This is a genomic window from Paenibacillus agilis (assembly GCF_007786455.1).
GTDB lineage: Bacteria > Bacillota > Bacilli > Paenibacillales > Paenibacillaceae > Paenibacillus_B > Paenibacillus_B agilis.
In genome coordinates, this window is sequence record NZ_VNJK01000001.1 from 2,344,347 (window position 1) to 2,369,874 (window position 25,528).

Sequence of the window (25,528 nt, forward strand, 5' to 3'; positions counted from 1 at the left end):
GAATCGTTTCAACCAACTTGTTGTTTCACTATGTTAGTTTACAAGAATCTGTGTTGAATTCGTTAGAATACGCTCTGCTAGCTGGTATAAAATATCCGTTCACCTGACAAATACGGAAGGCACTGCTTGGTGCAGAGCTGCGGCATATGTTCACGCATCCAATCATGGACAGACTCATTCCCCATCATAAAAGCATAAAAGCCAATAATTGAAAGTAGCATGAAGCCCTCTATTAAAAGTAGTTCATTTTCATGCACATGCTTGTGCCCATAATAAGCTTCTAAAAATAGATTTCGGTGCTCTACGGGAATCATAGAAGCTCCCATAGCCACATCCGTCAAATAATACCCCGGCCCGAAAAAGCCAAAATCAATAAAGCTCAACTTTCCTTCTGGCGTGACGATAATATTGCCTAAACCTAAATCCCCGTGAATCAATCCCCACGATTCCGGTGTTAACCCGTTGCCCTCTAAGCGAGAATTAATGAGCAAAATTGTTTTTTCTATTATGGAGACATCAGTAGCCGTGAACAATTCTAGTACCAGGCCCTTCTTAATCGTGTCAATCATTCCAGTATTATAGGCAATTCCCTGGCTAGGACGCGTCTCCATACCTTCATGTGGATATTGACGAAAGAACGAATGAAGCTCAGCAAGCTGGAAACCTAGCTGCTGTACGACTTCACGGTTCGTGACATCCTCCTTCTGGAGATCTCTACCTTCAAGCCATGTTAGTATAGAGCAGTTTAGCTGTTGGCCTTCGTGCTCCAATACCGTAATCAACTCCCCTTCACGATTACGAAGCGGGGCCTGAACAATGAGATGGTTCTGATTTGCGAGTGCATCTAGCATTTTCAGCTCGGCAAGCAATCCATCATAGGTATGCTGCATGCCTGCCATGCTTTCCTTCACTGGCTGATGAATGCGCAGCAAATAGGAAGTACCGTGAGCGTCATCCACTCTATACGTTCTATTCTCGTTATGTCTTAAAAACGTAATAGTTGACTCGCAGATGTCGAATTTATTCAAAATCGTATGAAGTGTGTCATTTGTCATGATGCTAGTCGTCCCTTTCCTTGTACATATGACAAATAGATTACCATAATTACCCTTTAGAGTGTCGCTTTTTATTAAAATTCGAACTATTCAATTTCGATTTGAGATTATCTCAACTCCCCACCCTCTCTTACAAAAAAAGAACCTCCTATTATAAGGACGGTTCTTTTATTAATCGTTTAGTTAGGAATAGCTTTATAAACATGAGTCCAGAAATCATCAAATATAGGTGTTGGTTCGGCGGAATCCATCATTCGTTGTGTAAGCAAAATGCCGATCATTTCATTTTCAGGATCGATATAAGCACTCGTACCAGTGCCACCATTCCATCCAAAGCTGCCTTTTTCAAACCAACGTGTGCTCTCAACCGCGATTCCTACGCCCAAGCCCCAACTTCCCCCTTCATTTAGTATGAATCGGTTGGCTACCCTTTGAGATAAGGTCAACTGGTCAGAAGTCATCATCTCTACCGATGAAGCAGACAAAATACGCTCTCCTTCAAAGTCCCCTTTGTTCATCAGCATATGATAGAACGCGAAATAGTCATCTACTGTAGATACAAGTCCAGAAGCCCCCGAATTAAAAATAGAAGGTGCGAGCCAACGGCTGCTGCTTGGTTCGTCGTGAATCGCTAATCCACCTGTTTCCCAATTCGTCATATAGCTGGTGGGCAGACGATGTACTTGCTCAGCAGACACACCGAATGCGGTATCCTTCATTTGAAGCGGCTCAAAGATCTGTTCGCGCATAAATCCCTCTAGCGAGCGGCCAGATGCTCGTGCAATCAATATCCCAAGGATCTCGCTTCCTGTTTCATACATCCACTCATCCCCAGGATGATAAATGAGCGGCAAGCTGCCAAGCCGCATTAACCACTCATCAGGCGGTAACACAGGACGATGTGGGCCTGGTGCAATGCCAGCCTCCTCCATCGCACGTTGAATTGGCGTGCTGCCTGGTGCTTTCAAGACAAGACCAATTCCGAGTCTTAGTGTTAATAAATCGCGTACGGTGATCGAGCGTTTGGCAGGTACAGTTTGGTCAATTGGCCCATCGGGATGAACCAGAACACGACGTTCTGACAACTCGGGAAGCCAACGATCGATAGCATCATCAAGCTTCAATCTCCCCTGTTCAACTAAAATCATCGTCGCGACGGCAGACACTGGCTTCGTAAGCGAAGCCAAGCGAAATATCGCATCCCTCGTCATCGGTCGCTCACCTGCTACTTCCATCGTGCCGATCGCTTCAAAGTGGGATTCACCTTGACGGCTTACCGCGTAGACGACGCCCGGAAGCGCCCCTTGCTCTACCTGTGCAGCAACCACTGCTTGTAATCGCTCAAGTCCTGCTTGTGACCATACTTGCTTCGACATTTTACGCACCTTCCTTTTGCATCTACTGAACCTCATAGAGCATGTATAACTTCCATTTATTGTTCTCGTTTATGGTGTTATTCACCTGCAAAAAATTCATCTGAAAATGAAATCGAATTGCGCTGCAAGCATAAATGATGTGGATTAGGACACTAATACTGGTAAGTAAAATATAGAAACTGAATTTGATTTTAGAAAGGTAAGATAAATATGGAACAAAGCATCCCTTTTTCACCTGGTCAGATTGTATATGTCATTATTCGGAACCCCCATTCTCAAGATGTAGCTAACGTGCAGCAAGCCGCTGTTGTCCACAATCCTGAAGTACCGAGCGGACTGGCCCTCTTTTTATATGAAACCTATTATCCGCTAACAAATGAAGTTGCTGTATATTCTTCTATGGAAGATGCTGAACTGGCATATCAAGAGGCCTTTGGTATCGGAGACACGGGGAATTACTATGGTTAAGCCGTTTGTACCGCAGCTTGTTTATGTGGAGCCTAATGCATTGGATTATCCTTTAGGCAAACAATTGGTCCACAAATTTGAACAGATGGGTGTAGAAATTAGACAAACGACTTCCCATAACCAAATTCGTAACTTGCCTGGAGAAAATGACTTTCAACGATACCGTATTGCGAAATCAACACTCGTGCTTGGTGTTCGTAAAACATTAAAATTTGATACATCCAAGCCATCTGCAGAGTATGCGATTCCATTAGTAACCGGCTGTATGGGCCACTGCCACTATTGCTACTTGCAAACTACAATGGGAAGTAAACCATACATTCGAACCTATGTGAACGTAGAGGATATATTAGAAGCAGCTGACAAGTATATGCTGGAGCGTGCCCCACAGCCAACTCGCTTTGAAGCGTCGTGTACGTCAGATATTGTAGGTGTAGATCATTTGACACATACATTGAAAAAAACGATTGAGCATTTTGGTCAGTCTGAGCATGGTCAGCTTCGGTTTGTGACGAAGTTTGCGCATGTGGATCATTTGCTTGATGCCAAGCATAATGGAAGAACGCGTTTTCGATTTAGCATCAATGCTGACTACATCATTAAAAATTTTGAACCTGGAACGTCCAGACTTCAAGAACGAATTGAAGCTTCAGCCAAGGTTGCTGGTGCTGGGTATCCATTAGGATTTATTATTGCTCCGATCTATTTGCATGAAGGCTGGAAGGAAGGTTATACAGAGCTAATCCAAAATCTTGAGTCCTCTCTCCCTGCTTCTGCAAAAAACAATGTAACTTTTGAAATGATTCAGCATCGCTTTACCAAGCCAGCCAAACGTGTAATCCAGCAAAATTATCCTATGACAAAATTAGAGCTAGAAGAGTCAAAGCGAAAATGGAAATGGGGTCGCTATGGGATTGGAAAATACGTTTATACCGATACGGAGCAAGAAGAAATAAAAGATACGTTAGGGAGTTTAATTAACACCTATTTTCCACAAGCAAAAATAGAGTATTTCACATAAAATAGCGGCAGATTAGAGTACGGGAAATATACTTTAACTGCCGCATTATATGGTTTAATGAGTTCGTACCTGCCTATACAGCAAACTCTTACTCTCCCTTGCAGCTTCCATATTCTCGCATCAATTGCTGTTTCATCTTCTCTACAGGAAATCCCTTCGTATAAGTAGCCATCATCAACATGGTGCCATGCAGCGCAGACGAGAAGAAGAGCGATCTCATTCTCGGTTCCTTTACCCCAAGTCCCTCAAAGATTTGACACTGTACTTCAAATTGCTTACGAGATTCCTCATTCAGCTGCTGTCTATAGATGGCAAGCACCCGATCGTCTTCCGGCTGTGTTTGTAGGTTTAAGTAAAATCGATATACTTCAGGGCGCTGATACACGTTATCTAGTGCACCATCTACGATATAGCGGAGCTGTTCAATCGGTGTCTTTATCGCAGCGGCTGTTTCTATCACTTCGGAAATTTCTTCGATCCGAACTTGGATCATAGCTGCGAGGAGATCTTCTTTACCTTTGTAATAGTTGTAAAGTAAGCCCTTTGATATGTTAGCTTGTTTGGCTACATCTTCAACCGAGGTAGCATGGTAACCTTTTTTAACAAAAAGCGTCATCGCCGCTGCGTGAATTTTTTCTTTAGCAGCTTGTCGGATGCGTTCATTTTCTTCTGGGGTACGAGGCACGGCTGCAATCAATCCTCCAAAAATTCAAGTATGTGACGGCTAAGTTCTTCCGGATGAGTCAGCGTCGGCTTATGATCGACTCCGTTCATTTCAACAAATCGTATATCTGGGACAACTTGAAAATGATCCGCAATTCGATGTAGATCTGAAGAATCTTCTGTACCAATAATAAAGCAAGCTGGAGCTGTAAGCTGCTCCAGGCGTTCTATCGCCGGAGGCTGCGGCCATATGGACTCCCAAGTCTTCCAGTGGAACATTTTTAACATATTGAATTTGTGCATATCTATGAAGTATTCTCGTTGCGGGCTAGCCAATACAAGACGGTACATACAATTGTTCAAGGATATCTCAATCATTTTATCGACATCAGGAGCTGCCCCTTGTATGTCCAGCATGTTTCTCGTGAATACCTCACTATGTTGAAACCCGGACAAGGCTGGAGCTATGAGCACAAGTTTAGTAACGCGCTGCGGATAAGTTAAGGCAAAATCGGTAGCAATCCGACCTCCTATTGAGTGCCCTACAATCGTTGCCTGCTCAAGTTGCAGATGATTTAATATGGCAAGCAAATCTTCCACGTAGTTAGCTGGTTCTGTTGGTGAAGGCGATTGGCCGCATCCGCGACCGTCGAAGACAATGACCTGATATTTTCTTGCCAAAATTGGCGTGACAAAGGCCCAATCTCTCACATCAGCAGCACCGCTGTGTACAAGGACAACAGGCTCTCCTTCACCATGTACTTCATAATACAAATCCACCCGGCAAACCTCCACAAATTGGTAATGAGAAGATGATCACAGTTTATTATTGAATGAACGTTTAGTCAATATAAAAGTGGTAAGGATTAAAAACACATAATTACGAAGTCGGCGAAACCTCTAATCTCGTCTTGCTCTGTAACCTGTAGAACAACAAAGAACCCGCTACAGCCTATCCTGCAACGGGTTTTTCTAGAAGTAAGCAGAAAGAATATTTCTTTACAATTGTACCTAGTAGATGGTGCATCATATTAAAAAATGACCTCAGAAGAGGCCATTTTCATTTTATCCTGTCTATACCTATATTCAAGATTTTTACCAGCTTGGTTGGCTGCAGTATCATTCTTTCTTTTGAAACAATGCCGCCCATAAACCTGAATTGCCAAAGCAATCACTAGACTGCTCCATATCTAGCATTTTTCGAATTTCGACGGCATGAAGATCCTTAAAGATCATTTTTAATTTATCAGGATTAAATCCAAGACCACCTCTAAGCGAATGTTGACGGTAAACCTCCCAATCACTTATATCAGCTCCACCGAGTACACCATTTTCAACAAAACAAGTAAGAGCAAACATCCCTCCTGGTTTCAGAGCTTTGTTCACTAGACGTACGTAATCGATTCTACGGTGAGGGGGTATATGATGCATGCATCCTGAGTCATAAATGATATCATAGGCAGCATTTTCAATGTCCAAATCAAATATATTTCTATAAATAAAATTGACATCAGCTTCCTGTTGTTTCGCTCTATCCTTTGCCCATTGCAATGCTTCACTCGATAGATCTACAGCATCAACTTGGTACCCCTGCTTGGCTAAATAAATAGCATTTCTTCCAGGTCCGCATCCCAATTCAAGAACCCTGCCTGCTGTTGGTAACTGCTGCTGCTTCACATATTGAACTAAGTTCTCATCTGGTGCATTCACGAAAAATGGAATCGCTTTATTTCGATCCGAGTAAAAAGTATCCCAAGTAAAACTAGATTGCTCTCTTAAAAAAGTATCAAGCATGCTAAGGATATCATCATGATTATGAATCGTCTCCACCGTAACGTCCCCTTTTTGAAGAATATGTGCTAATGCAGGCTAATGAGCAAGTTTGGATAAGAAAAGGCTAATTGTTCTATTTGTTGTTGAATTGCATTCCTGTTAAAGTCTTGACTAAATAATTCCAGATCCGCTTTAAACGTTATGCTTGTGCCCGTTAATGAAGTTTTACCTACTGTTAGAAGATCGGTTTGTGGGATTCCATGCTTATATTGCTGACGATACGTGTATCCTTCTCGCTGCACTTCAACGGTGAGGCTATGGGTTAGCGCATTAACGACTGCAATACTTATTCCTTGCTCTGCCCCAGGTACTTGATAAGGTGCTTCATTTCGAAATCTATGAATATCTGTCAATATGGTTTGTACATGCGATGAATTGCTATTTTGAAAGGCTTGGATCGGAATCCCTCTACCATTATCACTCACGGTTGCGCTGCCATCTTGATGCAAGAACATATGCACTTCCGTCGTATAGCCTGCCGTGTGTTCGAGAATTGAATTTTCAACGACTGCCCATAACAGCAAATTGGCGTCATAACACTCTGTATTAGCATTCCCCAAATAAGTTCCAGCGGAATCTCTTACCTGAACCATATCTAAATAATCGCTCGTATCGATCATATCAGCAGCAGCTGACAACAACAAAAGAAGGGGCAGCTTGCGATGATCTGGCACTGTATAACGCCCACTCTTATCTTGTTCTATCAAGTTAGCACCATTCAAAGCTTTTAAATGATGATACAGCTGCCCCGTCGTACCCATGTTTAACTTTTCAACAATTTCAGCCCCTGTAAGGGATTCATTTAAAATGGCTATTATAATATCGAGACGGGGCTTGCTGCCTAGGGCAGCTAATATTTTCGAGCTTTTTTCCGTGCTTATTTGCAGTAATTGCTCCAGCTGTTTATCCTTAGGTTCCCAACGAAGTAACTGTCCATTTGCTTGATATTGGCCAGCATAATAAACGTGGCCTGCTGACTCTGAAAAGTTCTCTTCATCTGTTCGCAAGACTTGTGGACCTTTTAGTTGAATCGGTAACTCAACAGATGACTGATTGGTAACGATGCTCCTAACAAGAGCTTGAAGCTCGGACATCTGTGTCTTTAACGTATCAATCTCGCTGCGCAATTCTTCGCTAATGTGGACCACCTCCGAATTTATGTAACTATGTATTACGATATTACGTAATTACATAATAATTATACTAAGTATCGTTTTGGTTGTAAAGCAATTCCATTTTATTTGTATAAAAAAGATCACCCGTTTAAACGGATGATCCTCTATCATTTATTCCTTGCAGTAATAAATCGCGGTCACTTCTACTGCAACTATAATAAAAAAACAACTCATAAAATCGTCTTACAACTCTCGAATAGATGGAATCAAAACACATAGTACTGCAATCCCCAATACGCCTACACCTGATAACGCAAACCACGTCGCAATGCCAATTTGATCTGCGAAAATACCCGACAAGATTAATCCGAATGGCATAGCAAAGGACATAATACTGCCTAAGAGACCAAATACTCGACCTAAATATTCTGGCTCAATCTTCTCTTGAATGAGTGCCATCTGCACTCCACTGTAGAATGGGCTAGAAAAGCCCATCAAAGCACTACATAATACAAAAACAACAAAGCCATCTATCGGCAGCAGACCAGAAATCAATAAGCTGATCCCCATTAATGCAATAGAGAAAATGATACTCCATGCACGCTTTTCAAAACCACCCCAAGCTCCCAGCAACAAGCCACCTACAAGCATACCTACTGCGAATACAATTTCAACAATCGAGACATGCACAGATGTTCCTCCGAAATGCCCCATACTCATTAGTGGGAACAAAGCATTGATCGGCATAATAACAAGTGCATATAAAGCACCAATCCAAAGTAAAGCAAATAGTCCCTTTGATTGTTTGAATACACGGTAACCTTCTTTTGTTTCCGCAATAAAGTTGCTTTTTGCGTTTTCACCTTGTGAGTCTGGATTTGGGATTTTAATCAACGCTACGGTTATACAAGCAATGATCGCACCAATTACATCAAGCGCAATAATTGCACCTAATTCCCATGTTGCATATAGAACAGCACCGATTGCAGGACTTAGAATATAGCTGATCGATTGAACGGATTGGCTATACCCAGCGCATTTGGTTAGTTGATTTTCCGGTACTAACAATGGTGTTGCAGCACTTAATGCAGGTGTATGAAAAGCGGTGCCGACACTGCGTACAAATAGAACGACCATGACGACCCAGATTGGCAAGTCTACCGTAAGTGCTACAAGTGCTAAGACAGCACCTGCTGCTGCAATAAATAGATCTGCACCAATCATAACCAATTTTCTATTCCAGCGATCTACAAGCACGCCAATCATCGTCCCCAATACAGCTTGTGGTAAAAAACCTACCATCGTAGCCATTGAAAGTACCATAGCAGACCCTGTTGTATCGGTAAGATGCAATATAATGGCCATTTGTACAACTGCACTAGTAATAAGTGAAACTGCCTGCCCTGCCCAAATCGTAAAGAAACTTCGTTTCCAATGTTGTTTATTCATGTTTCATTTTCTCCCCGTATTTTTTATTGTTTATTTGCTTTAGGCAATAAAAAATACAGATCCAAGCCGGCATGTGGGCACAGATCTGCAACGATTACGAAAGAAACATGGTAGATAGTAGGTACATAAAATAGATCCCGATTAGCCCACAATCCATGTCATCATACGTAAAAATAAGCAGCTCAAAAAAAGCCCACCAAAGTGGATGGAAACCCCGCTTTTTTATTGCCAGCTTATCTTAATCGTATAGAATGAGTCATAGATAACGAGCCTCCTTACTGTTAGTATGGAAATCGTAACATTTGCTGCTCTTACCTGTCAATGTATAGAGGCTGACAACTATCTCCTTTTATGATGGAGCAATTAAAGAAGCTGCGTAGTTATATAACTACGCAGCCATTGATGCATATACGTTTGATAAACATTTATGATGGGTTTTATTTTTCATTTGTGCACGAATCGAGGCCATGGAGTAAACATTACATACATAATGCATCCCTTGATCTCCTTGGACAAGTCGTAATACCTCTTCTACTTCACCATTAATGTAAGCCCTAACCATAGCACTTAGATTCCATTCGGCGTTCTCTTCGTCATTGATAACTATTTCATCTAAAGCATGATCATCGTTCTTCAATGATTGCAGCTCTTTTCGCGCACGATGATAAGCTGCCTTGACTGCCCCCTCTGTCGTCTGAAGCTTGCTAGCAGTGTCTGCAACAGAATAACCAAGCGTCCCTCGTAACAGGAAGACGGTTCTTTGCAGTGGAGACAAGTATTTCATCAAATAATAAAAAGCGATTTCGATGTCAACTTTACTACTCTCTCCAGTAAGATGCTTCTCACCTTCTGCTAATTGATCTCTTTCCTGATTCAAAATTCGATCCAGTACTTTTCTGCGGCGCACTTGATCGATCCACGTATTTTTAGCTGTTCGCAGCAATAGCGCTTCAGGATTGTTATGATCCAGATCTAGCTCCCGCTTTCTATCCAAAACCTTCACCCATGTATCTTGCACAAGATCTTCGGAATCCCACACAGAATGGGTTATAGAAAGACAGTATCGGTTGAGCAAAGCATTCAGCTGTTCCAGTTCGTTGCTCAACGTCTCATGCGATGTCATCAATGAATGGCTCATCTTCACAGTCATCTCCTTATCCGTTACGTTGTTTAGATTATCTTATATGTAAACGAATAACGTATGTGTTACGTTACGCTGTTCTTACATCATTTATTTACACTACCTCCGTACCTTTTGACAGCGTGGATTCGTTTACCTGTTGTTACATGACTTAAACTTAAACACGGAGGTAATGCCATGTCTAGTTTTATCCCATATGTGGTGGAACAAACCAATCGCGGTGAAAGATCATACGATATTTACTCAAGATTGCTTAAGGATCGAATTGTATTTGTCGGTTCAGAAATTAACGATCCGCTTGCTAACAGCATTATTGCACAGCTGCTTCTACTCGCGGCCGAAGATTCTGATAAAGATATTTATATGTACATCAATAGCCCTGGAGGCTCGGTAAGTGCTGGATTCGGTATCTATGATACGATGCAGTACATTAAGCCGCAAATCCATACGATTTGTACCGGCTTTGCAGCATCTTTCGGGGCTATGCTGCTGCTCGCTGGAGCTAAGGGCAAACGCTTCGCTTTGCCCAACAGTGAAATCATGATTCATCAGCCTCATGGAGGAGCACAAGGGCAAGCAAGTGATATTGCAATCAGTGCAAAACGAATTCTTAGGACTCGCGAAAAGTTGATCCAGATCACCGCTGATCGGACGGGACAGTCCATGGAAAGGGTAGAAAAGGATATGGATCGAGATTACTTTATGTCTGCGGAAGAAGCTCTAGAGTACGGGATTATCGATAAGGTGCTCAGCTCCATCTGATCCGTTCCATTTATGAACGAAGCCACCCAACTGGTGGCTTTTGATCTGAAAAACAATGCCACTACAAGTGAAGAAATTTATGAAATGGAATCGTAAAATAATTCGAAAAACGCGATAACCTCCGAGCTACCCCTCCGCTATTAGCTTATACATACGCATGTAACAATGTAGTTGTGGGACTACTCCATATTTTTGACTTCCAACATATACCCGACCCCCTTCACGGTATGAATATGTCGAGCTTCCACTCCTAGCTTTGCTCTAATCTTGCGAATATGTGTGTCTACAACACGATGATCTCCATAAAAATCAAATCCCCATACATGATCAAGTATCGCTTCTCGCGACAAAATAATCCCTTTGTTTCTCACCAAGTATTCTAGTAATTCATATTCTTTTGGCGCTAATCCTACTTCGGAACGATTCACTTCGACGTACTTTCTTTGTTTATGAATAGTCACATGGCCAAATGAAATGATCTGCTGATCCAACCCTACTGTTCCTTCCGCGCGCTTTACTAACATCGTAGAGCGTGCAACTAATATTTTAGGACTAAATGGCTTCGTTATGTAATCATCCGCACCAAATTCATATCCCATTAATTGAGCATCATCATTACAATACGCCGTTACAATTATAATAGGCACACAAGAAAATCCTCGAATCCATCTACAAATACTCCAGCCATCCCGCTTTGGCAACATAATATCAAGAATGATCAAATCAACACAGCAAGTTCTTATCATATCTAGTGCCGTTTCTCCGTCTTCTGCTTCATGTACCTGCCATTGCTCCTTCTCGAAATATAGGCACATTATATTGCGAATATTAGCATCATCTTCTATTAAAAGCACGCTATAGCTCACTACAAACACTCCTTTATGTCTGCTATGTGTACACATTTTGTTAAATTGAACACACGCCAGACACATACTAGATTTAATATGAACATGTGGATATCACAAAAAACAATTTAGGAGGTATTAAAATGAAAAAAATTAGTCGCCTGATGCTACTATCCAGTTTGAGCTTAACGCTCATGTTATCATCTGGAGTGACCGCCGCTTTTGCCAAATCCGATGTCGCACCAACTCCTGCTGCACAATCGACAATATCGAATGTGTCCAATTTAGTTGATGGTGACATTACAACGATGAACGCTCGTGAGCAATTTGTGAAAGATACGCTTTATTTCTACAATAATAAATGGGGAAACCGTTATAATGTGTTAGTGTTTAATTCACAACTAGGTTATGAGCGTAGTTTTCATGGTGTGAAAGAATCTGCTATCGTAAACTATGGTTCTATTAATTACTACGTTTGGGTATTTGAGAGTGGGACGTTTAGAAACAAAGGTGATGGTGGTTGGATTAACTGGGGCTTTCTGGGGAACTTCACACGAAACGGAAGCTACGTACAATTTTACAATCGCTAGTATTTCAACTCCTATAAACAAAAGCTTACTCTCACCTGTTAAAATACCTCAATAGCTCATTTTATCAAGTTCAATTTGAGCATCAGAGCTATACATCTAACCATTTATTGTAAAGATATGATTCTAGCTCCGAATTAAATATTATCATCATATTTCCATATTATCAAACACTTGTAAAAATTAGCAGTTATTATTCATAAACAAATAAAGAGAGTCTGACCATTTTATAGGTTGGGCTCTCTTATCTATGATTTCCGCTTATTCTACTTCTACTAAAATGTGATTTCAGATCGTGTAGTTGTTTTTACAGCAAAAGCTGCGAACAAATTCGTTCGCAGCCATTAGAATGTTGTATGCCAACATCCGTTACCTTTAAGATTCCCTATGAATCATATAATTCAATAAATGCTTTAAAAATGTAGTGTTGCGCGGCATATCTTTCAAAGCTTCTGTAGCCAAGCAGAAATGCTCCCACATCTCTTTCCTAGCGCCCTCTTTACCAAGGATCGTTACGAATGTCGAAGTGTTATTGTGTGCATCTTGACCCACCGGCTTACCAAGCAAGTGCTGCTCCCCTTCAAGATCAAGCAAATCATCCTTGATTTGAAAAGCAATGCCCGCATGATAAGCAAACTTTTTCAGCGTGCTAATTTCTGTTTCTTGCGCTTGAGCCAGAATGGCAGGCATGACAAGTGATGCCTCGAATGCAATTCCCGTTTTGTAGAAGCATATTGTATTCAACTGCTCTAGCGTGAGCGCTTTTCCTTTAGACTGCAGATCCATCGCCTGACCTGCACACATATCTGCTGCCCGCTCAGACGAATATTGAATCAATGTGAGCACGGCTTTTGCATCAAAATCGTTTAGCGATGCTTGCTCTCCCATTGCTTTCTGGTTCAAAAATAGTCCGGTTAGTTCAGCAATAGCGCTATTATGCATATGATGCAACGTTGGACGTCCTCTACGCGTAGAAGCATTATCCTGAGACGGCAAGTCATCAAAAATCAAAGATGCCGTATGCATATACTCCAATGATCGCAGCAAGGGCATAATTGCTGTAGATGGAAGCCCATATTCATTTACACCCATCACCCAAGCCATAATCGGTCTTAACCGTTTGCCTCCACTTTCAAGGCTGTAATTGGCAGCATCGATAATTGATTCTTTCATCTCTGGTATCCCGTTATGCTTGGGAATGTGCAGCAGCGTGTTAATTTGATTACGAACTGATTTGATCGTATTGAAAAAGTGATCCTTCTCTGTTCGATTATTTCTCAGTGTGGTTACCATCTGATCACGAACTAGTTTATCAAAGAAATCAACATCATCCGCTTTTCGAACCATATGTTGAATCAACTGATTGAGTTCTGGCATTCCAGAGGCGAATATATCCATAATTTCATTGTATTTTTCGAGCCCAACACGTTCTTTACAGCGCTTTAAGCCATTGATGGCACGATCCAGTATTACCTCTCGTGTCTTGGCATCAGACTGATAGACGTTGTGTATCAAATTCGAAATGACTGCCCAATACATTTCAAATGGATTAATCAAATCAGGTCGCTGATTCCTATATGTTAAATAATACGTGTACGGTGTTACCGCTCCCTCTTTCATATCATCAAACATATCTGCAAAGTCATCAGCAAGCTGATTGTAAATGCCATAATAGAACGTTCGATTATCGAAGCCGTCATCTATTGCCGCACTTAGAACAGAACGGACAATCAACCGAGAAGAAGCTGATTTTAAAATGATAGGCACATACAGATCTTCATTTGTGTAGCTTGTATTCGTAAGCACCTTAACTCTGTCTATGTCCTGTGAATGAAAAAACACATAAGATTGCTCAAAAAACGTATTTAACGTTTCAGATCGTTGATGGTTCTTAATATACTCAAAAGCTTCGCGTAGCTCCGCATGTATGAAAGGGATAATGTCCGCGTTATTTCCCGTCCATTCCCCTAGCTCCGGTACGGTTCCACTCATGATCGCTGTACGAATCATATTAGAATATTGCTCTTTCTCATATCCATTTAAGGCGTCTGAATCCAGCAGATCATCGATAAAGGGATACGTCAATCCGTAACAATAACCGAGTCGAATCGCTTCATCCAGTGAACGTGCACGCTCGACAGGCGGTGTGGTATCGTCCATCTCATCAAGTACATGAAGAATAACGCCTAAAATAATTTTGATTAGCTTGCGAATAGCATGTTCTGCATTCATCTCTTTCGGAATATGAGCGGAAACTGCCTTAATTTTATCTAACACCCAGATCACTGCGTGCTCAACGTTTTCCTTCTGCCCCCAACGGTATACACCTGCTATACTCATAAACTCAGATTGATTATGATCACTGCTAGAAGTAGTACGAATTAAATGATCTTTGATATTCGTCACCAGGCGTTGAATGCTAACCTGTGTATCGGGAGAATGCAGCGCTTTGCCTAAATCCCTCATGTAAATATAAGAGATGCTTCGATCTAAGTAATCATCCAACTTTCCCATATGATTCAACCATTGGATATAGCGATGATAGTCCTTGGAATCGGGTTTTCTTTTCCCTCGTGACAATAAAGAAAGCAAGGAATAATGATGAATATGATTCTTTTTCCACAAATGAAAATCGTCAATCAATGATGCTACATATGTTTTTTCCTTTATTTGAGCATGAAGTGATGCAAAATATTGAGCTGCCTTCTGCTCATGCGGTCGATACCAAGTATCGGCATGATCTGTAAATTCCTCACGCATATGATGGATTACCTCAGCTTCTATTTATTATTTAACATACATCCATAAGGATGAACGAGAATACGCAATTACATGGAATCGTCTTTTTATGTGCTTCAACAAATTTACTGCGTTATATATACTTTCTCATATTTTAATACGTAAAGGAATCTTCTGCGTTACAATTCGTTGAAGAGCTGTTGATAAAAAATATCTTTCGTTGTCCCACGAATATGAATTATACACGGCAGGTTCATGGTATAATTTGGACGTGAAAACTGTTAGTTTGTACTCCATTCTGTTAGCTCAGGGGAAAATGATGACGAGGTGATACGGTCGGATGGTATTAACCTATATTATGTTCGGTCTTCTTTTTTGGCTAGGATTATATATTTGTAACCGCGATAAATACAACAAACTATTTTTAACTACTGGCTTAAGCTTGCTATTAGCTGCCTTAGGACTCGGCGCTTCCTTAGTGCTTTCTGTCACTGATTTACTTGATCAGACCCAGCTATTTTCCGCACTATTTCTGCACGTTACATTTATAACATGGATGATTGCTGCCCTAGGAGCTACCACTGAAATTGAAGATGAAACCCAGAAACGCGTCTTTCAATGGAATAACATGCTTGTCATTGATCGAATAATCACGATATTCCCTATTTTTATTTATATACTTATATCACTTAAAGGAAGATTTCTGTCATGGGATTATTCTTTTGAATGGAACTGGATTTTATTTGGAGCTGCACTCCTTTTATTCGCGGTTCGTCTATTGATAAAAGAACTAGCAGCACAAGGCGAAGCGTACCTACCCGATTTTCTTCGGTCCTTGGATTACTCGGTCATATTCACCACCATTTTCTCTGGGCAAATTGCCCTGCTTATCCAACTCAGTTCTTCTTGGAACAGCATGACAATATTTCTATTGCTAATAAGCATTTGCATATCGATTACCTTCCAAGTATTTGTGTATCCACTTCGCGCAATCTTGGACAGCATTGCATTTTTCATGTTTCCAAAGCTTCGTGAAGAACGTGCCCACTTACGTATGGTTGAAGATGTTCAAACGAGATTAGATGATGAAGCAGAGCCAGAAGAAATGGATGAAGAGGAGCTTTATCGCCATACACGACGTGCATTAAGCCAATTCGGTGATCTACAGCGTCTCGCGGCCAGTCCACTTACGAAGCTAAAGCTAATTGATACCCGACTGCACGATCGCGGCGCTGATGATGACGTTGTGGAAAGAGCCATTGAGCTGAAATCCATCCTCCTTGAAAGCATCGGATATTTAAAGCCTAGACAAGATGAGGATTTTGGCACTTCAGATGAATGGCGTTATTATAACGCACTTTATTTTCCTTACATTGTCGGAATTAAGCCATACAGTATGCGGTATTCATCGGATAAGCTGGATGCTTCAGCATTGGAAGCGTTAGCATGGTTTCGCACGTATGTACCAGAGAGAACTTATTATAATTGGCAAACGGCAGGCGCTAAATTAGTCGCGCTTCGTTTAAAAGAGAAATCACCAGCTAGCATCATTGCGTTGGATAAAAAACAATCGCTCAACTCAAAATAGCGAAAATACTTCAGCTACAGCATACATCCGAAGCCGCTATCTGCTGATTGGACGCGTATTTTCGTACATAATCGCAACAGAAAAAAACCAGTCTCCACACCACAATCGGGTGTTAGACTGGTTTTCGTATGATTAAACGTTCAAAGCTGAGACTCACTCACTGCGCTGGTGAGGTCTTGCTCTCTAAGCTTCCAAAGGCAAGTAAATATCGATTGTACTCTCTTCCTGCTCTAGCACACTACTATCTGCCCAATATTCGAAATCAAATGGACGAAGCGCTGCAATACCTGTCTCACGAATGGTATCGTAGGTTTCTCCTAATTCGGATTCTGGTCCTTTATGTGTAAACTTTGCATAGTCTCCAGACGGTATCGTATACTGAATGAATCCTTCTGGCGTACCGGAATATTCAGTAACTTCGACTGCAACAATACTTTCAAACGGAACATCCTCTGTCCATTCACAATCCGGATAAACTTGAACTAAGTATATCCCGTCATTCACTCGATTTATAATTTCAGAACGCTTAGAAATGAGTTGTTCACGCAAATTTATGACAATCCCATTTTCTAAATCTTGATTTAATGACACCGTGACAGAGAAACCAACCAGCTTTTTTTCATTGATGTTCAGGGTTTGGACTTGTTCAGTTTTCATATTGGACACATCTCCTTATTCATAATGAAATAACAAAACGATCTCACTGGTAATAGAAAAGGTAATAGAAAAATTCAACTATAGTAAAAAACCTACCATTAATGTTCGAATAACAAGCTGATCAGCAACATCTCAAATCCAAACAGAATAATTAAATAGATTTCGTTTTACTTATCCACTTTAGTCTATTGTTTTATTCTAATGATCCTAGCGCTCGCAATGTCTTCACTAGAACAACTGCAGCTTGCGCGCGTGTCGTTTCACTTTTAGGACTAAATGTATGCTTATCTTTGCCTGACATAATGTTCAACTTCACCATCATTCGAACATCCTCCAGGAAAGCTGCATCTACACTGCCGATATCTTTGAAGCCATCCAAGTTGACATACTCCGTTGTCATAGGTAATTTTTCTAAAGAAATGACGGCAGACAGCATACTTGCCATTTCTTCACGCGTAATTGGCTGATTAGGTTTAAATGATTTACCCTCTGCAAAGCCCAACAATCCATACTCTTTTGCAAGCGCTACTGCGTTAAAATACCACGCATCAGATCTAACATCATTGTAGGGTCCAGTACGATCTTCCATAGTTGCGCCGCGCCCAAGTGCTCGAACGACCATAGCAGCAAATTCCGCTCTCGTTACCGCTTTCTCAGGAGCGTATTGGCCGTTCCCAATACCATCTATAAGTCCTTTCGATGCAGCAATTTGAACAAAAGAGTTTGCCCAATGCTTGTGCATATCGGCAAAGCTAACCGCATTTTCAACCACAGCATAAACGCTGTTTGAATAGGAGTGAATGGATGCATGCCATACACCATCGATCTGTACCTTTTTGGCAGGGACAAACTCAAATTTCTTTGTTGATTCCTCGTAACGGAAGACGCCCCATTGTGCTGGCAGGCTCGCAATATCTTTCGGTACCGGGATTAATCTGGTCAATGACTGGCTAAACTGATCGACGCTGCCAACCATTTTCCCTGTATGATTGTTAACGACATGCATCGAAAAGTCCACGAGTATACCTAAAACTTTACTATCAGGTAGTTCTGCATACAGTGCTGCTTGTACAGCCTTGTCTATGGATTTATCTTTCAATATGAATTTGAAGCTGACATCCTCTTCTTTCAGCTTATTTGCTTTCAGTAATTCCTGAAGATTGGGAATGAGCGATGCTGCGTTAACAGGAACTCTATAGCTGCCGTAAGGAGCTTTTATCTCGATCATAAAGCGATTATTTTTTTGCTCGAGACGTTTTAAAATGCTCGTAGGAATCGTGACATAAGCGCCACCATCTTTTGGAGCTACTTCAAGCGTGATAGACGATTTCGTTGTGTCGATATTTTCCGGATAAAGGGTCTCACCATTTTTATCGATGACAGATCCTGGAGCAGTAACAGGAATAAATCCACTTGGGATGCTAGGAGCTGCTGCTACTATACTTGTTGCCGAACTCTCCACAGCTGTTCCCTTTTCGGATCCAAAGGCTGCTACTGGTGTCACTTCGAACGTAATATACTTGCCTTTCTGTGCTGATGTTAATGTGAATGTTGTTTCTGTTGCATTTGGAATGACGACTTTGTTGACTCCGCCTGCATCTGCTGCATACCAACGGAATATAGAAGTGCCCTCACGATCATTTTCTACATCTGCATAGCTATAATTACCAGCCAATGTCTTCCCTACCTGAGCCGTTCCTGTAACCGTCACATGGTTAACAATCGGAGCATCATTCACTTCTGTAATTGTAACCGCTACCGATGCAGTATTTGAATCGACTGCTCCATCATTGGCTTTGAAGGTGAAACTGTCTATTCCTGTGACATTAGCATTAGGCACATACTTGTATGCTCCTGTTGCTGAGTCGATAATGGTTACTGTACCTTTTGCAGGTTGTGTCACGATGCTGTACTGCAATACATCTACATCAACATCTGCTGCTGACAATATTCCTTCTGCATACGTATCTTCCGTTACTGACAATGTACTGTTCACAGAAACGGGTGTGTCGTTAACCGGTACAATAGCTACTGCAATCGTAGCTGGATTAGAATCAACCGTGCCGTCATTGGCTTTAAACATGAAGGAGTCCGTTCCCGTTGCATTTGTATGTGGTGTATACGTAAATGCTCCCGACGCATCGAAGGTGACTGTACCCTTCTTTGGATTATCAAGCACGCTGTAAATTAAGCTATCTCCATCGATATCCGTGGCAGTTACTTTACCTGCTTTCGGCGTATCCTCAGTAACCGACAGTGTATCATCATCAGCTACAGGCGCACTGTTGACTGCTACAATCGTCACCGTGACTATTGCCGGAAGTGAATCAACCGTACCATCGTTCACTTTAAAGATGATTGTATCGCTTCCTGTTGCATTATTGTTCGGTATATAGGTGTACGATCCTGTTCTTGTATTAAGAGTTGTAGTTCCTTTACCTGGTGGCTGTACGATGCTGTACGTCAAATTATCACCATCAGCATCAGTACCCAACAACGTACCAGTTACTGCTGTATTTTTTGTTGTGCTTATTGTACTTGCAACAGCCACAGGAATCGTGTTTGCTGGAGGATTGAGCGTTATCATCACTGTCCCTATAGCCGAGTTCAACATTCCATCGTTTGCTCTAAAGGTAAATGAGTCCGTACCTGTTGCATTTGAATTCGGTGTGTATGTGAAGGTTCCCTGTGCATTTAAAACAATTGTACCTTTACTCGCACCTGTAATTAAAATAAATCTCAAGCTATCCCCTTCGACATCGCTGCCTGTGACCGTTCCGTTAACAGGAGAACCACTAATTGCTGACAGAGTCCCATTAATTGCAACCGGCGCGTCATTCACTGGATTTATCGTTATATTTACCGTTGCTGGCGCAGAATCCAGTGAACCGTCATTTACCTTAAAGGTAAATGAATCGCTACCTGATACGTTCGCGTAAGGCGTATATATAAATTGACCTGTGGATGCATTACTGATCGTGACCGCGCCTTGAGACGGCTGTGTAATGACACTATATGTAAGTGGGTCACCATCAGGATCTGTTGCAGACAACACACCGTTTGCCATCGTATCCTCATGAAGTGTATGACTTCCATTATTTGCGACTGGTGCATGGTTCACTAGTGGTTCAGAAACGATAAGCAATTCGGCTCCCGAATATTGAATCTCTGAATCAAAGTTCGGCGGATTAACCCTTAAATCATTGTCTAACACAATTGAAATGATCCCGTCCCCGGCTACTTCTTTCTGCACATGTGGTATCAGTGCTGCAGAGTTGAGAAACTCAAACACGTGTGGCCCCGGATTATAGAAATTACTTTCTCTGTAAATGGGTGTCCATGTATGTGTTTGTGGCAGATCGCGAAACCACCGATCATCTGAAGCCACTTTCAGATCAACATGGACTGGCCAACCTGAAGTCAAAATATTATCTACTTTAAGTCTCAATCGAACATCGATAACCTTTCCACTAACACTGGACAAATCAAAGCGTAAGGCTCCAACACTTTTACCCAAACCTTGGGAACCATTATAACCAATATAATGTGTACCACCAAAACCATCAGGATAATAACCACTGATATCTTTAAACCCCGCAGCCACAGGTCTTAACGTATAAGTCACACTTCCCCCAGCTGCCTGTACTTCTCTGGTAACGCTCCCCACTGGAACCAACTGAAAAACAAGCAAAAATACCAACACCATCGAACATTTTCTAATCATACAATCCGCTCACCTCATTTTTAAGTTTACCTTTAGCACTAGCAACTTCTTGCAAATCGTATGTAAGAACTGCCATCCCCCCTAGCCTTATAAATCCAAGTAGAACGATATGCCTAGTGAATTCAGTATAGTAGAGAACGGGTGATACTGGAATACTTTTCAAAGAAAATGCAATGAAATTACAAGAGTCACCAAAAAAGGTCGAACGACTCATCGTCATCCGACCCTCTTCATATGATTGTTAACCCATATCGTCAGTTCAATTGTATAGTCTACTCTGTTAAGACATCGGTATTGATGATCCTATCAAGTCAAGCAGCAAATGCCACAAAAGCATAGCATTAAAATTCGACCGGCAGGCTTTCAAGAGCACGCATTGAATTTTGTTTAAAAACTAACTGTTCCGGTTCGACGGCTAAGCGCAAATTAGGAAATTTCCGCAGCAATGTACCAAAAGCAATTTGACCTTCCAAACGAGCTAGAGGTGCACCGAGACAGAAGTGAATCCCTTTTCCGAATGCAAGATGATCGTTCTCTTCACGTGTAATGTTGAAGGCTTCAGCATTTTCAAACTTACTCGCTTCCAAATGGGCTGCTGCTACAGATACTACAACGACTTCACCTTTGCAAACTTCCTGACCATGAAGGATCAAATCCTCACCCGCAATCCTCATACCAAACAGGACAGGACCGGCATAACGCAGCATTTCCTCAACAGCACTTGGCAATAAAGAAGGATCATTACGAAGCTGCTTCATTTGTTCGGGATGCTGCATAAGAGCTAACGTACCATTTGTAATGAGATGAACTGTCGTTTCGTGCCCAGCGGTAATGAGAAGCCATACCGTCGATATAATTTCATTTTCGGTGAATTGATCCCCCTCGTCGTATGCTTGAATCAAGCTGCTTATTACATCATTGCAAGGTTGTTTTCGTTTCTCTTCCAGTAATGATCTGATGTAGTCCATAAAAGATTCCAAAGCGCTTTCGACTTCTACTAATTTGCTCGGGTCCAAAGTAGAATTGCTAATCGTTTTTGTCCATTCACGGAATCGAATATGATCAGCGGCAGGGACGCCCAACATCTCGGATATGACCTTAATTGGAAGCGGATAAGCATAATCTTCAACAATATCCATCTTCCCTTGCGCCTGTACAGCATCCAATAACTCGTCTGCGATTTGTTGAATACGAGGTCGTAATTCTTCGATCATACGGGGAGTAAATGCTTTGGAAGCTAACCTACGCAAGCGTGTATGATCGGGAGGATCTACAGTAACCATGTTTGGCATGCTTATAAATCTTTGCAATAGTGATTGTACCGTTGGACTTGCTGTATTTTGACCTTTTGAAGCGAGATGCTTCATATTTTTTACAAAACGATGATCTTTGAGAATCATAGCTACATCATCATGTCTATACGCGACCCACGCTGCTCCCATGCCAAAAAAGTCATCCATTCGATGGAGCGGTTCATCTGATTCAGAAAGTTTTTTGTACAGAGAACTAAAATCACGCATATTTTCAGGAGAGATAAATTCGGAGCTTGTAAACTGTCTCATGGGAATACCCCTTTCATACAATAAGGATAAGTACACTAGAGCTAGTATTACTTTGCAATTCCTAGGCGAATCATGCGGTGAAAAAGGTTCATTTCCTTAAAAAAATGTTGACCATAATCTTCATTCATGGTTTCAATATCTGTGACTTCCGCTATAAACTTCTTCTCAAAATGCCCCATTGTAATCAAGACAAGTTCAAAAGCATAGTTACGGTCCACACCTTCTTTGAGGACAACCTTATCAAATAACTGCTCTAATAGTTGATGCCTTTCAGCAGATCCTTTGCCGTATTTCTCTGCAATCTCTTCCTTTATTTCCTCAGGTACAGTATAAAGCGCCTCAAATACAAACTTATATTCAGTTGGATACTTTCGAAAATAGTCGAATTTTAAAAGCGTAATCTTTTCGATTACTTCAAAAAAATCACCTTGTTCGATAATAGCGTCTACACCGAGCTCAAATCGTATTTTTGTAATACAATGCTCTAACAAGTTAAGATACAAATTCTTTTTGCTCTTGAAATGATGAAAGATCAAAGCTTTCGAAATATCGGCTGCCTCCGCCAACATGATAGTTGAGGTATTTTTATATCCATGCTGCGCAAACACAGACATACAAGCCTCTAATACTTTCGCTTTGTCATACAGTTGTAAAGGCAATCTCCCACCTCCCACTTACTTCCCATTTCTTGCTAACCAATTGGTCAGTAAGAATATAGATCAATTTTTACCAGTAGTCAAGATAGTAAAAATAAAAATCCCGCCTGATGGGTGAAGATCCATACAGACGAGATTCGATGGTACTACTTTTTATGAGCCGTTATAAATTGCTCCAGCTTATCTAGTGTTACTAGTCCAACTAATTTCTCGACTTGTTTACCGTTCTTGAATAGGATTGTTGTGGGTAAACCTTTAATTGCAAATCGGTTTGCAATTTCGGATTGCTCATCTGCATTTACTTTGAGCACCTTTACTTCGCTGCTATTTTCCCGAGCAAATGATTCAAGAATAGGCGCCAGTGATCGACAAGGCCCACACCAAGGTGCCCAGAAATTAACCAGCGTATAGCCCTTGCTCTTCAAGTCTTTTTTAAAGGTAGTATCCGTTGAATGGACAATCGTCATTCGCGTCTTCCTCCCTTCATCCTAACCATCCAATTACGTACCTGTACAGGTACCGCTCATTCATAGATATTAATGATGAACTACTTCTGTGAAAAATATAGTTATCGCACTATCTCAAAACATGCATTTACATGTGAACAAGTTCTTTATTTAATATGTTTAGCATCGCTACTCTATCGTCTGCTTTGATACTTCTCCAAAAATCGAGGCGATGCTCGTCACTGTAATTAACAGGACCGATTCCGCCTTCTCCTGGGGCTAGAGACAGTACAAACGGTATAACTGCATTCGTGTCAAACTTCTTCCATCTCGGAGAATGCTCATCGTTCGGATTGCCACTATGTGCAAAGTTCGCCCAGTATCGGTTCATTTGTTTGGCAAGCTGGCGTTGTGCCTTACTAAAATTAATTGCCGTATCAGCAATATCAAACTGATAGGCCAATTCTGAAGAGTGGAACGCTCCCGGTGGAAATCCTTCGGGAAACGGAGTAACCGCTGGCGCATTTCGGTCCGCGAATTCATAAGCATAGGTCGGGACATGCTTCGCAAAATATTCGTTGAGCTGCATCGTTCTTAGCGACCACAGTCTATCGGTCACGACAGATGCCCACGCTATGCTAGGTGTTGCATAATCGTCGAGCGAATACTCCACTTCAATCTTATCTGCTGCTGCTCCGAAAGCTTTCTTCAGCATATCTGGATATGCTCTTTCTGTCACCGGTTGGCCAGCCAAATCAAAGAAAAGAGCGACGAACAGTCTAGCTTCGTCTCGTGTTCCTCCATTTATGACAGGCACGCGGTGAAACCTTCCTCCCCGTAATGCCTGCACGGGATCTTCCGGAAGGACATTATTTCCGAATTCGAATCTGGTGAACTGCGGCGATTTGGCAAGCAAAGCTTTCACAGGAAGCTTACGCATACATAGCAATGCAGTCTTCGGATCATTACAGCCAAGATCCGTTGCAGCTTGGGAGCCCATGACCTTCCCCTCTTCCTTCGTCATCCATGCCAGCGACGGAAACAAGAACGGCACATTGGGATATAACGTGCCTGTTGGTACATCCATTAATGGGAATCCGCTTTGTATCGCAGCTCGGTGGAACAGACCTTTAGCGGCTGGTGAGACCAGATGCGCTGCAACGGAAACTGCGCCGATAGACTCTCCGAATAACGTCACATTGTTCGGATCGCCTCCAAATGCAGCTGCATTACGCTTTACCCATTGCAAAGCAGCCTGTTGATCCTGCAGGCCGAAAGTACCTGAGCCTTGCAGCCCATCATACGCGAAGCCACTAAATATACCCAATCGGAAGTTTATCGTCACAACCATAACGTCTCCATCAACAGCTGATCGCCTCGCATTGTACAGGCTTCCGGCTCCGTTGAAGCCGCCTCCACCGTGCAGCCATACCATGACTGGCTTGAGCTTCTTATTATCCAATGAATTCGGCACGGTGACGTTAAGGTTCAGACAATCCTCCGTTAAACTTGCAACTCCAGAATAAATGGCACTTTCCTGCGGACATAGGTTACCCGGCTTTGTAGCATCGAACAGATTTGTCCATGCCTTCACTGGCTGCGGTGATTGCCAACGCAGTTCACCTGCCGGAGCTGCCGCATACGGAATGCCTTGAAACAGGCGGTAGCCTTTCAATACGTTACCTTTAACAGGACCCACATCTGTTTGCACGACAGCTCGATCGTGACTCGGTATCCTCTCCGTCGCCTTAGCGTGATTCATACTTCCCATTACAATCCATAAGCACAGTGTCACGCCAACTGCCATAACTCTCTTTCTCATATTCATTTTCATATTCTCC

The 25,528-nt window shown here is 41.8% G+C and carries 22 protein-coding genes; 5 read left to right on the forward strand and 17 right to left on the reverse strand.

Annotated features, from left to right (window positions below):
- Positions 1-77 precede the first annotated feature (77 nt).
- Complete coding sequence (locus tag FPZ44_RS10520; RefSeq protein WP_144989952.1) at positions 78-1,055, reverse strand: phosphotransferase enzyme family protein; 978 nt, start codon at positions 1,053-1,055, stop codon at positions 78-80.
- Between the two features lie 179 nt (positions 1,056-1,234).
- Entirely contained in the window at positions 1,235-2,431 is a 1,197-nt protein-coding gene (locus FPZ44_RS10525; RefSeq protein WP_144989954.1) for a serine hydrolase domain-containing protein, read from the reverse strand.
- A gap of 210 nt (positions 2,432-2,641) precedes the next feature.
- Here FPZ44_RS10525 and FPZ44_RS10530 point away from each other — a divergent pair, with 210 nt between their 5' ends.
- A complete protein-coding gene (locus FPZ44_RS10530) occupies positions 2,642-2,899 on the forward strand; it encodes a transcriptional regulator SplA domain-containing protein (RefSeq protein ID WP_144989956.1) in 258 nt (85 codons plus the stop codon).
- Entirely contained in the window at positions 2,892-3,920 is a 1,029-nt protein-coding gene (gene splB, locus FPZ44_RS10535) for a spore photoproduct lyase (RefSeq protein ID WP_144989958.1), read from the forward strand. The genes FPZ44_RS10530 and splB overlap by 8 nt, the downstream gene beginning before the upstream one ends.
- Before the next feature lie 88 nt (positions 3,921-4,008).
- Here the strand turns inward: splB and FPZ44_RS10540 are convergent, their stop codons facing one another.
- The 6 genes from FPZ44_RS10540 to FPZ44_RS10565 all read right to left on the reverse strand — a co-directional run bounded on the left by FPZ44_RS10540 (position 4,009) and on the right by FPZ44_RS10565 (position 10,118).
- Positions 4,009-4,605 carry a TetR/AcrR family transcriptional regulator gene (locus tag FPZ44_RS10540; RefSeq protein ID WP_144989960.1) on the reverse strand — a complete coding sequence of 199 codons (597 nt, stop codon included), beginning with the start codon at positions 4,603-4,605 and terminating at the stop codon, positions 4,009-4,011.
- An 8-nt stretch (positions 4,606-4,613) separates the two neighbouring features.
- Positions 4,614-5,363, reverse strand: coding sequence for an alpha/beta fold hydrolase (locus FPZ44_RS10545; RefSeq protein WP_144989962.1), 750 nt, complete (start codon positions 5,361-5,363; stop codon positions 4,614-4,616).
- Positions 5,364-5,702: 339 nt separating this feature from the next.
- The gene (locus tag FPZ44_RS10550) at positions 5,703-6,377 is read right to left on the reverse strand and encodes a class I SAM-dependent methyltransferase (RefSeq protein ID WP_144991785.1); all 675 of its coding nucleotides are present in this window, start codon (positions 6,375-6,377) and stop codon (positions 5,703-5,705) included.
- Positions 6,378-6,442: 65 nt separating this feature from the next.
- Complete coding sequence (locus FPZ44_RS10555; protein ID WP_261378283.1) at positions 6,443-7,564, reverse strand: ATP-binding protein; 1,122 nt, start codon at positions 7,562-7,564, stop codon at positions 6,443-6,445.
- Between the two features lie 210 nt (positions 7,565-7,774).
- Entirely contained in the window at positions 7,775-8,980 is a 1,206-nt protein-coding gene (locus FPZ44_RS10560; RefSeq protein WP_144989964.1) for an MFS transporter, read from the reverse strand.
- Positions 8,981-9,368: 388 nt separating this feature from the next.
- The gene (locus FPZ44_RS10565; protein WP_186785991.1) at positions 9,369-10,118 is read right to left on the reverse strand and encodes an RNA polymerase sigma factor; all 750 of its coding nucleotides are present in this window, start codon (positions 10,116-10,118) and stop codon (positions 9,369-9,371) included.
- Positions 10,119-10,298: 180 nt separating this feature from the next.
- Between FPZ44_RS10565 and clpP the strand changes: the two genes are divergently transcribed.
- Entirely contained in the window at positions 10,299-10,883 is a 585-nt protein-coding gene (clpP, locus tag FPZ44_RS10570; RefSeq protein WP_144989968.1) for an ATP-dependent Clp endopeptidase proteolytic subunit ClpP, read from the forward strand.
- A gap of 179 nt (positions 10,884-11,062) precedes the next feature.
- On the opposite strand, the gene FPZ44_RS10575 is transcribed toward clpP, so the two are convergent.
- Entirely contained in the window at positions 11,063-11,749 is a 687-nt protein-coding gene (locus FPZ44_RS10575; protein WP_144989970.1) for a response regulator transcription factor, read from the reverse strand.
- Positions 11,750-11,871: 122 nt separating this feature from the next.
- Between FPZ44_RS10575 and FPZ44_RS10580 the strand changes: the two genes are divergently transcribed.
- A complete protein-coding gene (locus FPZ44_RS10580) occupies positions 11,872-12,318 on the forward strand; it encodes a hypothetical protein (RefSeq protein WP_144989972.1) in 447 nt (148 codons plus the stop codon).
- A 372-nt stretch (positions 12,319-12,690) separates the two neighbouring features.
- On the opposite strand, the gene FPZ44_RS10585 is transcribed toward FPZ44_RS10580, so the two are convergent.
- On the reverse strand, positions 12,691-15,075 hold the full coding sequence (locus FPZ44_RS10585; protein ID WP_186785992.1) for a polyprenyl synthetase family protein: 2,385 nt from the start codon (positions 15,073-15,075) through the stop codon (positions 12,691-12,693).
- Positions 15,076-15,394: 319 nt separating this feature from the next.
- On the opposite strand from FPZ44_RS10585, the gene FPZ44_RS10590 reads away from it, so the two are divergent.
- Positions 15,395-16,642: a hypothetical protein gene (locus tag FPZ44_RS10590; protein ID WP_144989975.1), complete on the forward strand. Its 1,248-nt coding sequence runs from the start codon at positions 15,395-15,397 to the stop codon at positions 16,640-16,642.
- 183 nt (positions 16,643-16,825) lie between these two features.
- On the opposite strand, the gene FPZ44_RS10595 is transcribed toward FPZ44_RS10590, so the two are convergent.
- From FPZ44_RS10595 to FPZ44_RS10625, 7 genes are all read right to left on the reverse strand, one after another.
- Entirely contained in the window at positions 16,826-17,299 is a 474-nt protein-coding gene (locus FPZ44_RS10595; protein ID WP_144989977.1) for a GyrI-like domain-containing protein, read from the reverse strand.
- Positions 17,300-17,492: 193 nt separating this feature from the next.
- Complete coding sequence (locus tag FPZ44_RS10600) at positions 17,493-21,023, reverse strand: Ig-like domain-containing protein (protein ID WP_144989979.1); 3,531 nt, start codon at positions 21,021-21,023, stop codon at positions 17,493-17,495.
- Entirely contained in the window at positions 21,016-21,237 is a 222-nt protein-coding gene (locus FPZ44_RS10605; protein ID WP_144989981.1) for a hypothetical protein, read from the reverse strand. The genes FPZ44_RS10600 and FPZ44_RS10605 overlap by 8 nt, the downstream gene beginning before the upstream one ends.
- Positions 21,238-21,364: 127 nt before the next feature.
- Complete coding sequence (locus FPZ44_RS10610) at positions 21,365-22,585, reverse strand: cytochrome P450 family protein (RefSeq protein ID WP_144989983.1); 1,221 nt, start codon at positions 22,583-22,585, stop codon at positions 21,365-21,367.
- Positions 22,586-22,632: 47 nt separating this feature from the next.
- Positions 22,633-23,244, reverse strand: a complete 612-nt coding sequence (locus tag FPZ44_RS10615) for a TetR/AcrR family transcriptional regulator (protein ID WP_144989985.1) — start codon at positions 23,242-23,244, stop codon at positions 22,633-22,635.
- A 143-nt stretch (positions 23,245-23,387) separates the two neighbouring features.
- The gene (trxA, locus tag FPZ44_RS10620; protein ID WP_144989986.1) at positions 23,388-23,708 is read right to left on the reverse strand and encodes a thioredoxin; all 321 of its coding nucleotides are present in this window, start codon (positions 23,706-23,708) and stop codon (positions 23,388-23,390) included.
- Between the two features lie 127 nt (positions 23,709-23,835).
- Positions 23,836-25,515, reverse strand: coding sequence for a carboxylesterase/lipase family protein (locus FPZ44_RS10625; protein WP_222429798.1), 1,680 nt, complete (start codon positions 25,513-25,515; stop codon positions 23,836-23,838).
- Positions 25,516-25,528 lie beyond the last annotated feature (13 nt).

Bases quoted from the DNA above. Each gene is read 5' to 3' on its own strand.
- FPZ44_RS10530 (WP_144989956.1), top strand. From the start codon at position 2,642: ATGGAACAAAGCATCCCTTTTTCACCTGGTCAGATTGTATATGTCATT.
- FPZ44_RS10550 (WP_144991785.1), bottom strand. From the start codon at position 6,377: ATGCTTGATACTTTTTTAAGAGAGCAATCTAGTTTTACTTGGGATACT.
- trxA (WP_144989986.1), bottom strand. From the start codon at position 23,708: ATGACGATTGTCCATTCAACGGATACTACCTTTAAAAAAGACTTGAAG.
- FPZ44_RS10590 (WP_144989975.1), top strand. From the start codon at position 15,395: ATGGTATTAACCTATATTATGTTCGGTCTTCTTTTTTGGCTAGGATTA.
- FPZ44_RS10585 (WP_186785992.1), bottom strand. From the start codon at position 15,075: ATGCGTGAGGAATTTACAGATCATGCCGATACTTGGTATCGACCGCAT.
- FPZ44_RS10580 (WP_144989972.1), top strand. From the start codon at position 11,872: ATGAAAAAAATTAGTCGCCTGATGCTACTATCCAGTTTGAGCTTAACG.
- clpP (WP_144989968.1), top strand. From the start codon at position 10,299: ATGTCTAGTTTTATCCCATATGTGGTGGAACAAACCAATCGCGGTGAA.
- FPZ44_RS10565 (WP_186785991.1), bottom strand. From the start codon at position 10,118: ATGAGCCATTCATTGATGACATCGCATGAGACGTTGAGCAACGAACTG.
- FPZ44_RS10605 (WP_144989981.1), bottom strand. From the start codon at position 21,237: ATGAGTCGTTCGACCTTTTTTGGTGACTCTTGTAATTTCATTGCATTT.
- FPZ44_RS10625 (WP_222429798.1), bottom strand. From the start codon at position 25,515: ATGAATATGAGAAAGAGAGTTATGGCAGTTGGCGTGACACTGTGCTTA.
- FPZ44_RS10560 (WP_144989964.1), bottom strand. From the start codon at position 8,980: ATGAATAAACAACATTGGAAACGAAGTTTCTTTACGATTTGGGCAGGG.
- FPZ44_RS10525 (WP_144989954.1), bottom strand. From the start codon at position 2,431: ATGTCGAAGCAAGTATGGTCACAAGCAGGACTTGAGCGATTACAAGCA.
- FPZ44_RS10600 (WP_144989979.1), bottom strand. From the start codon at position 21,023: ATGATTAGAAAATGTTCGATGGTGTTGGTATTTTTGCTTGTTTTTCAG.
- FPZ44_RS10610 (WP_144989983.1), bottom strand. From the start codon at position 22,585: ATGAGACAGTTTACAAGCTCCGAATTTATCTCTCCTGAAAATATGCGT.
- FPZ44_RS10595 (WP_144989977.1), bottom strand. From the start codon at position 17,299: ATGAAAACTGAACAAGTCCAAACCCTGAACATCAATGAAAAAAAGCTG.
- splB (WP_144989958.1), top strand. From the start codon at position 2,892: ATGGTTAAGCCGTTTGTACCGCAGCTTGTTTATGTGGAGCCTAATGCA.
- FPZ44_RS10520 (WP_144989952.1), bottom strand. From the start codon at position 1,055: ATGACAAATGACACACTTCATACGATTTTGAATAAATTCGACATCTGC.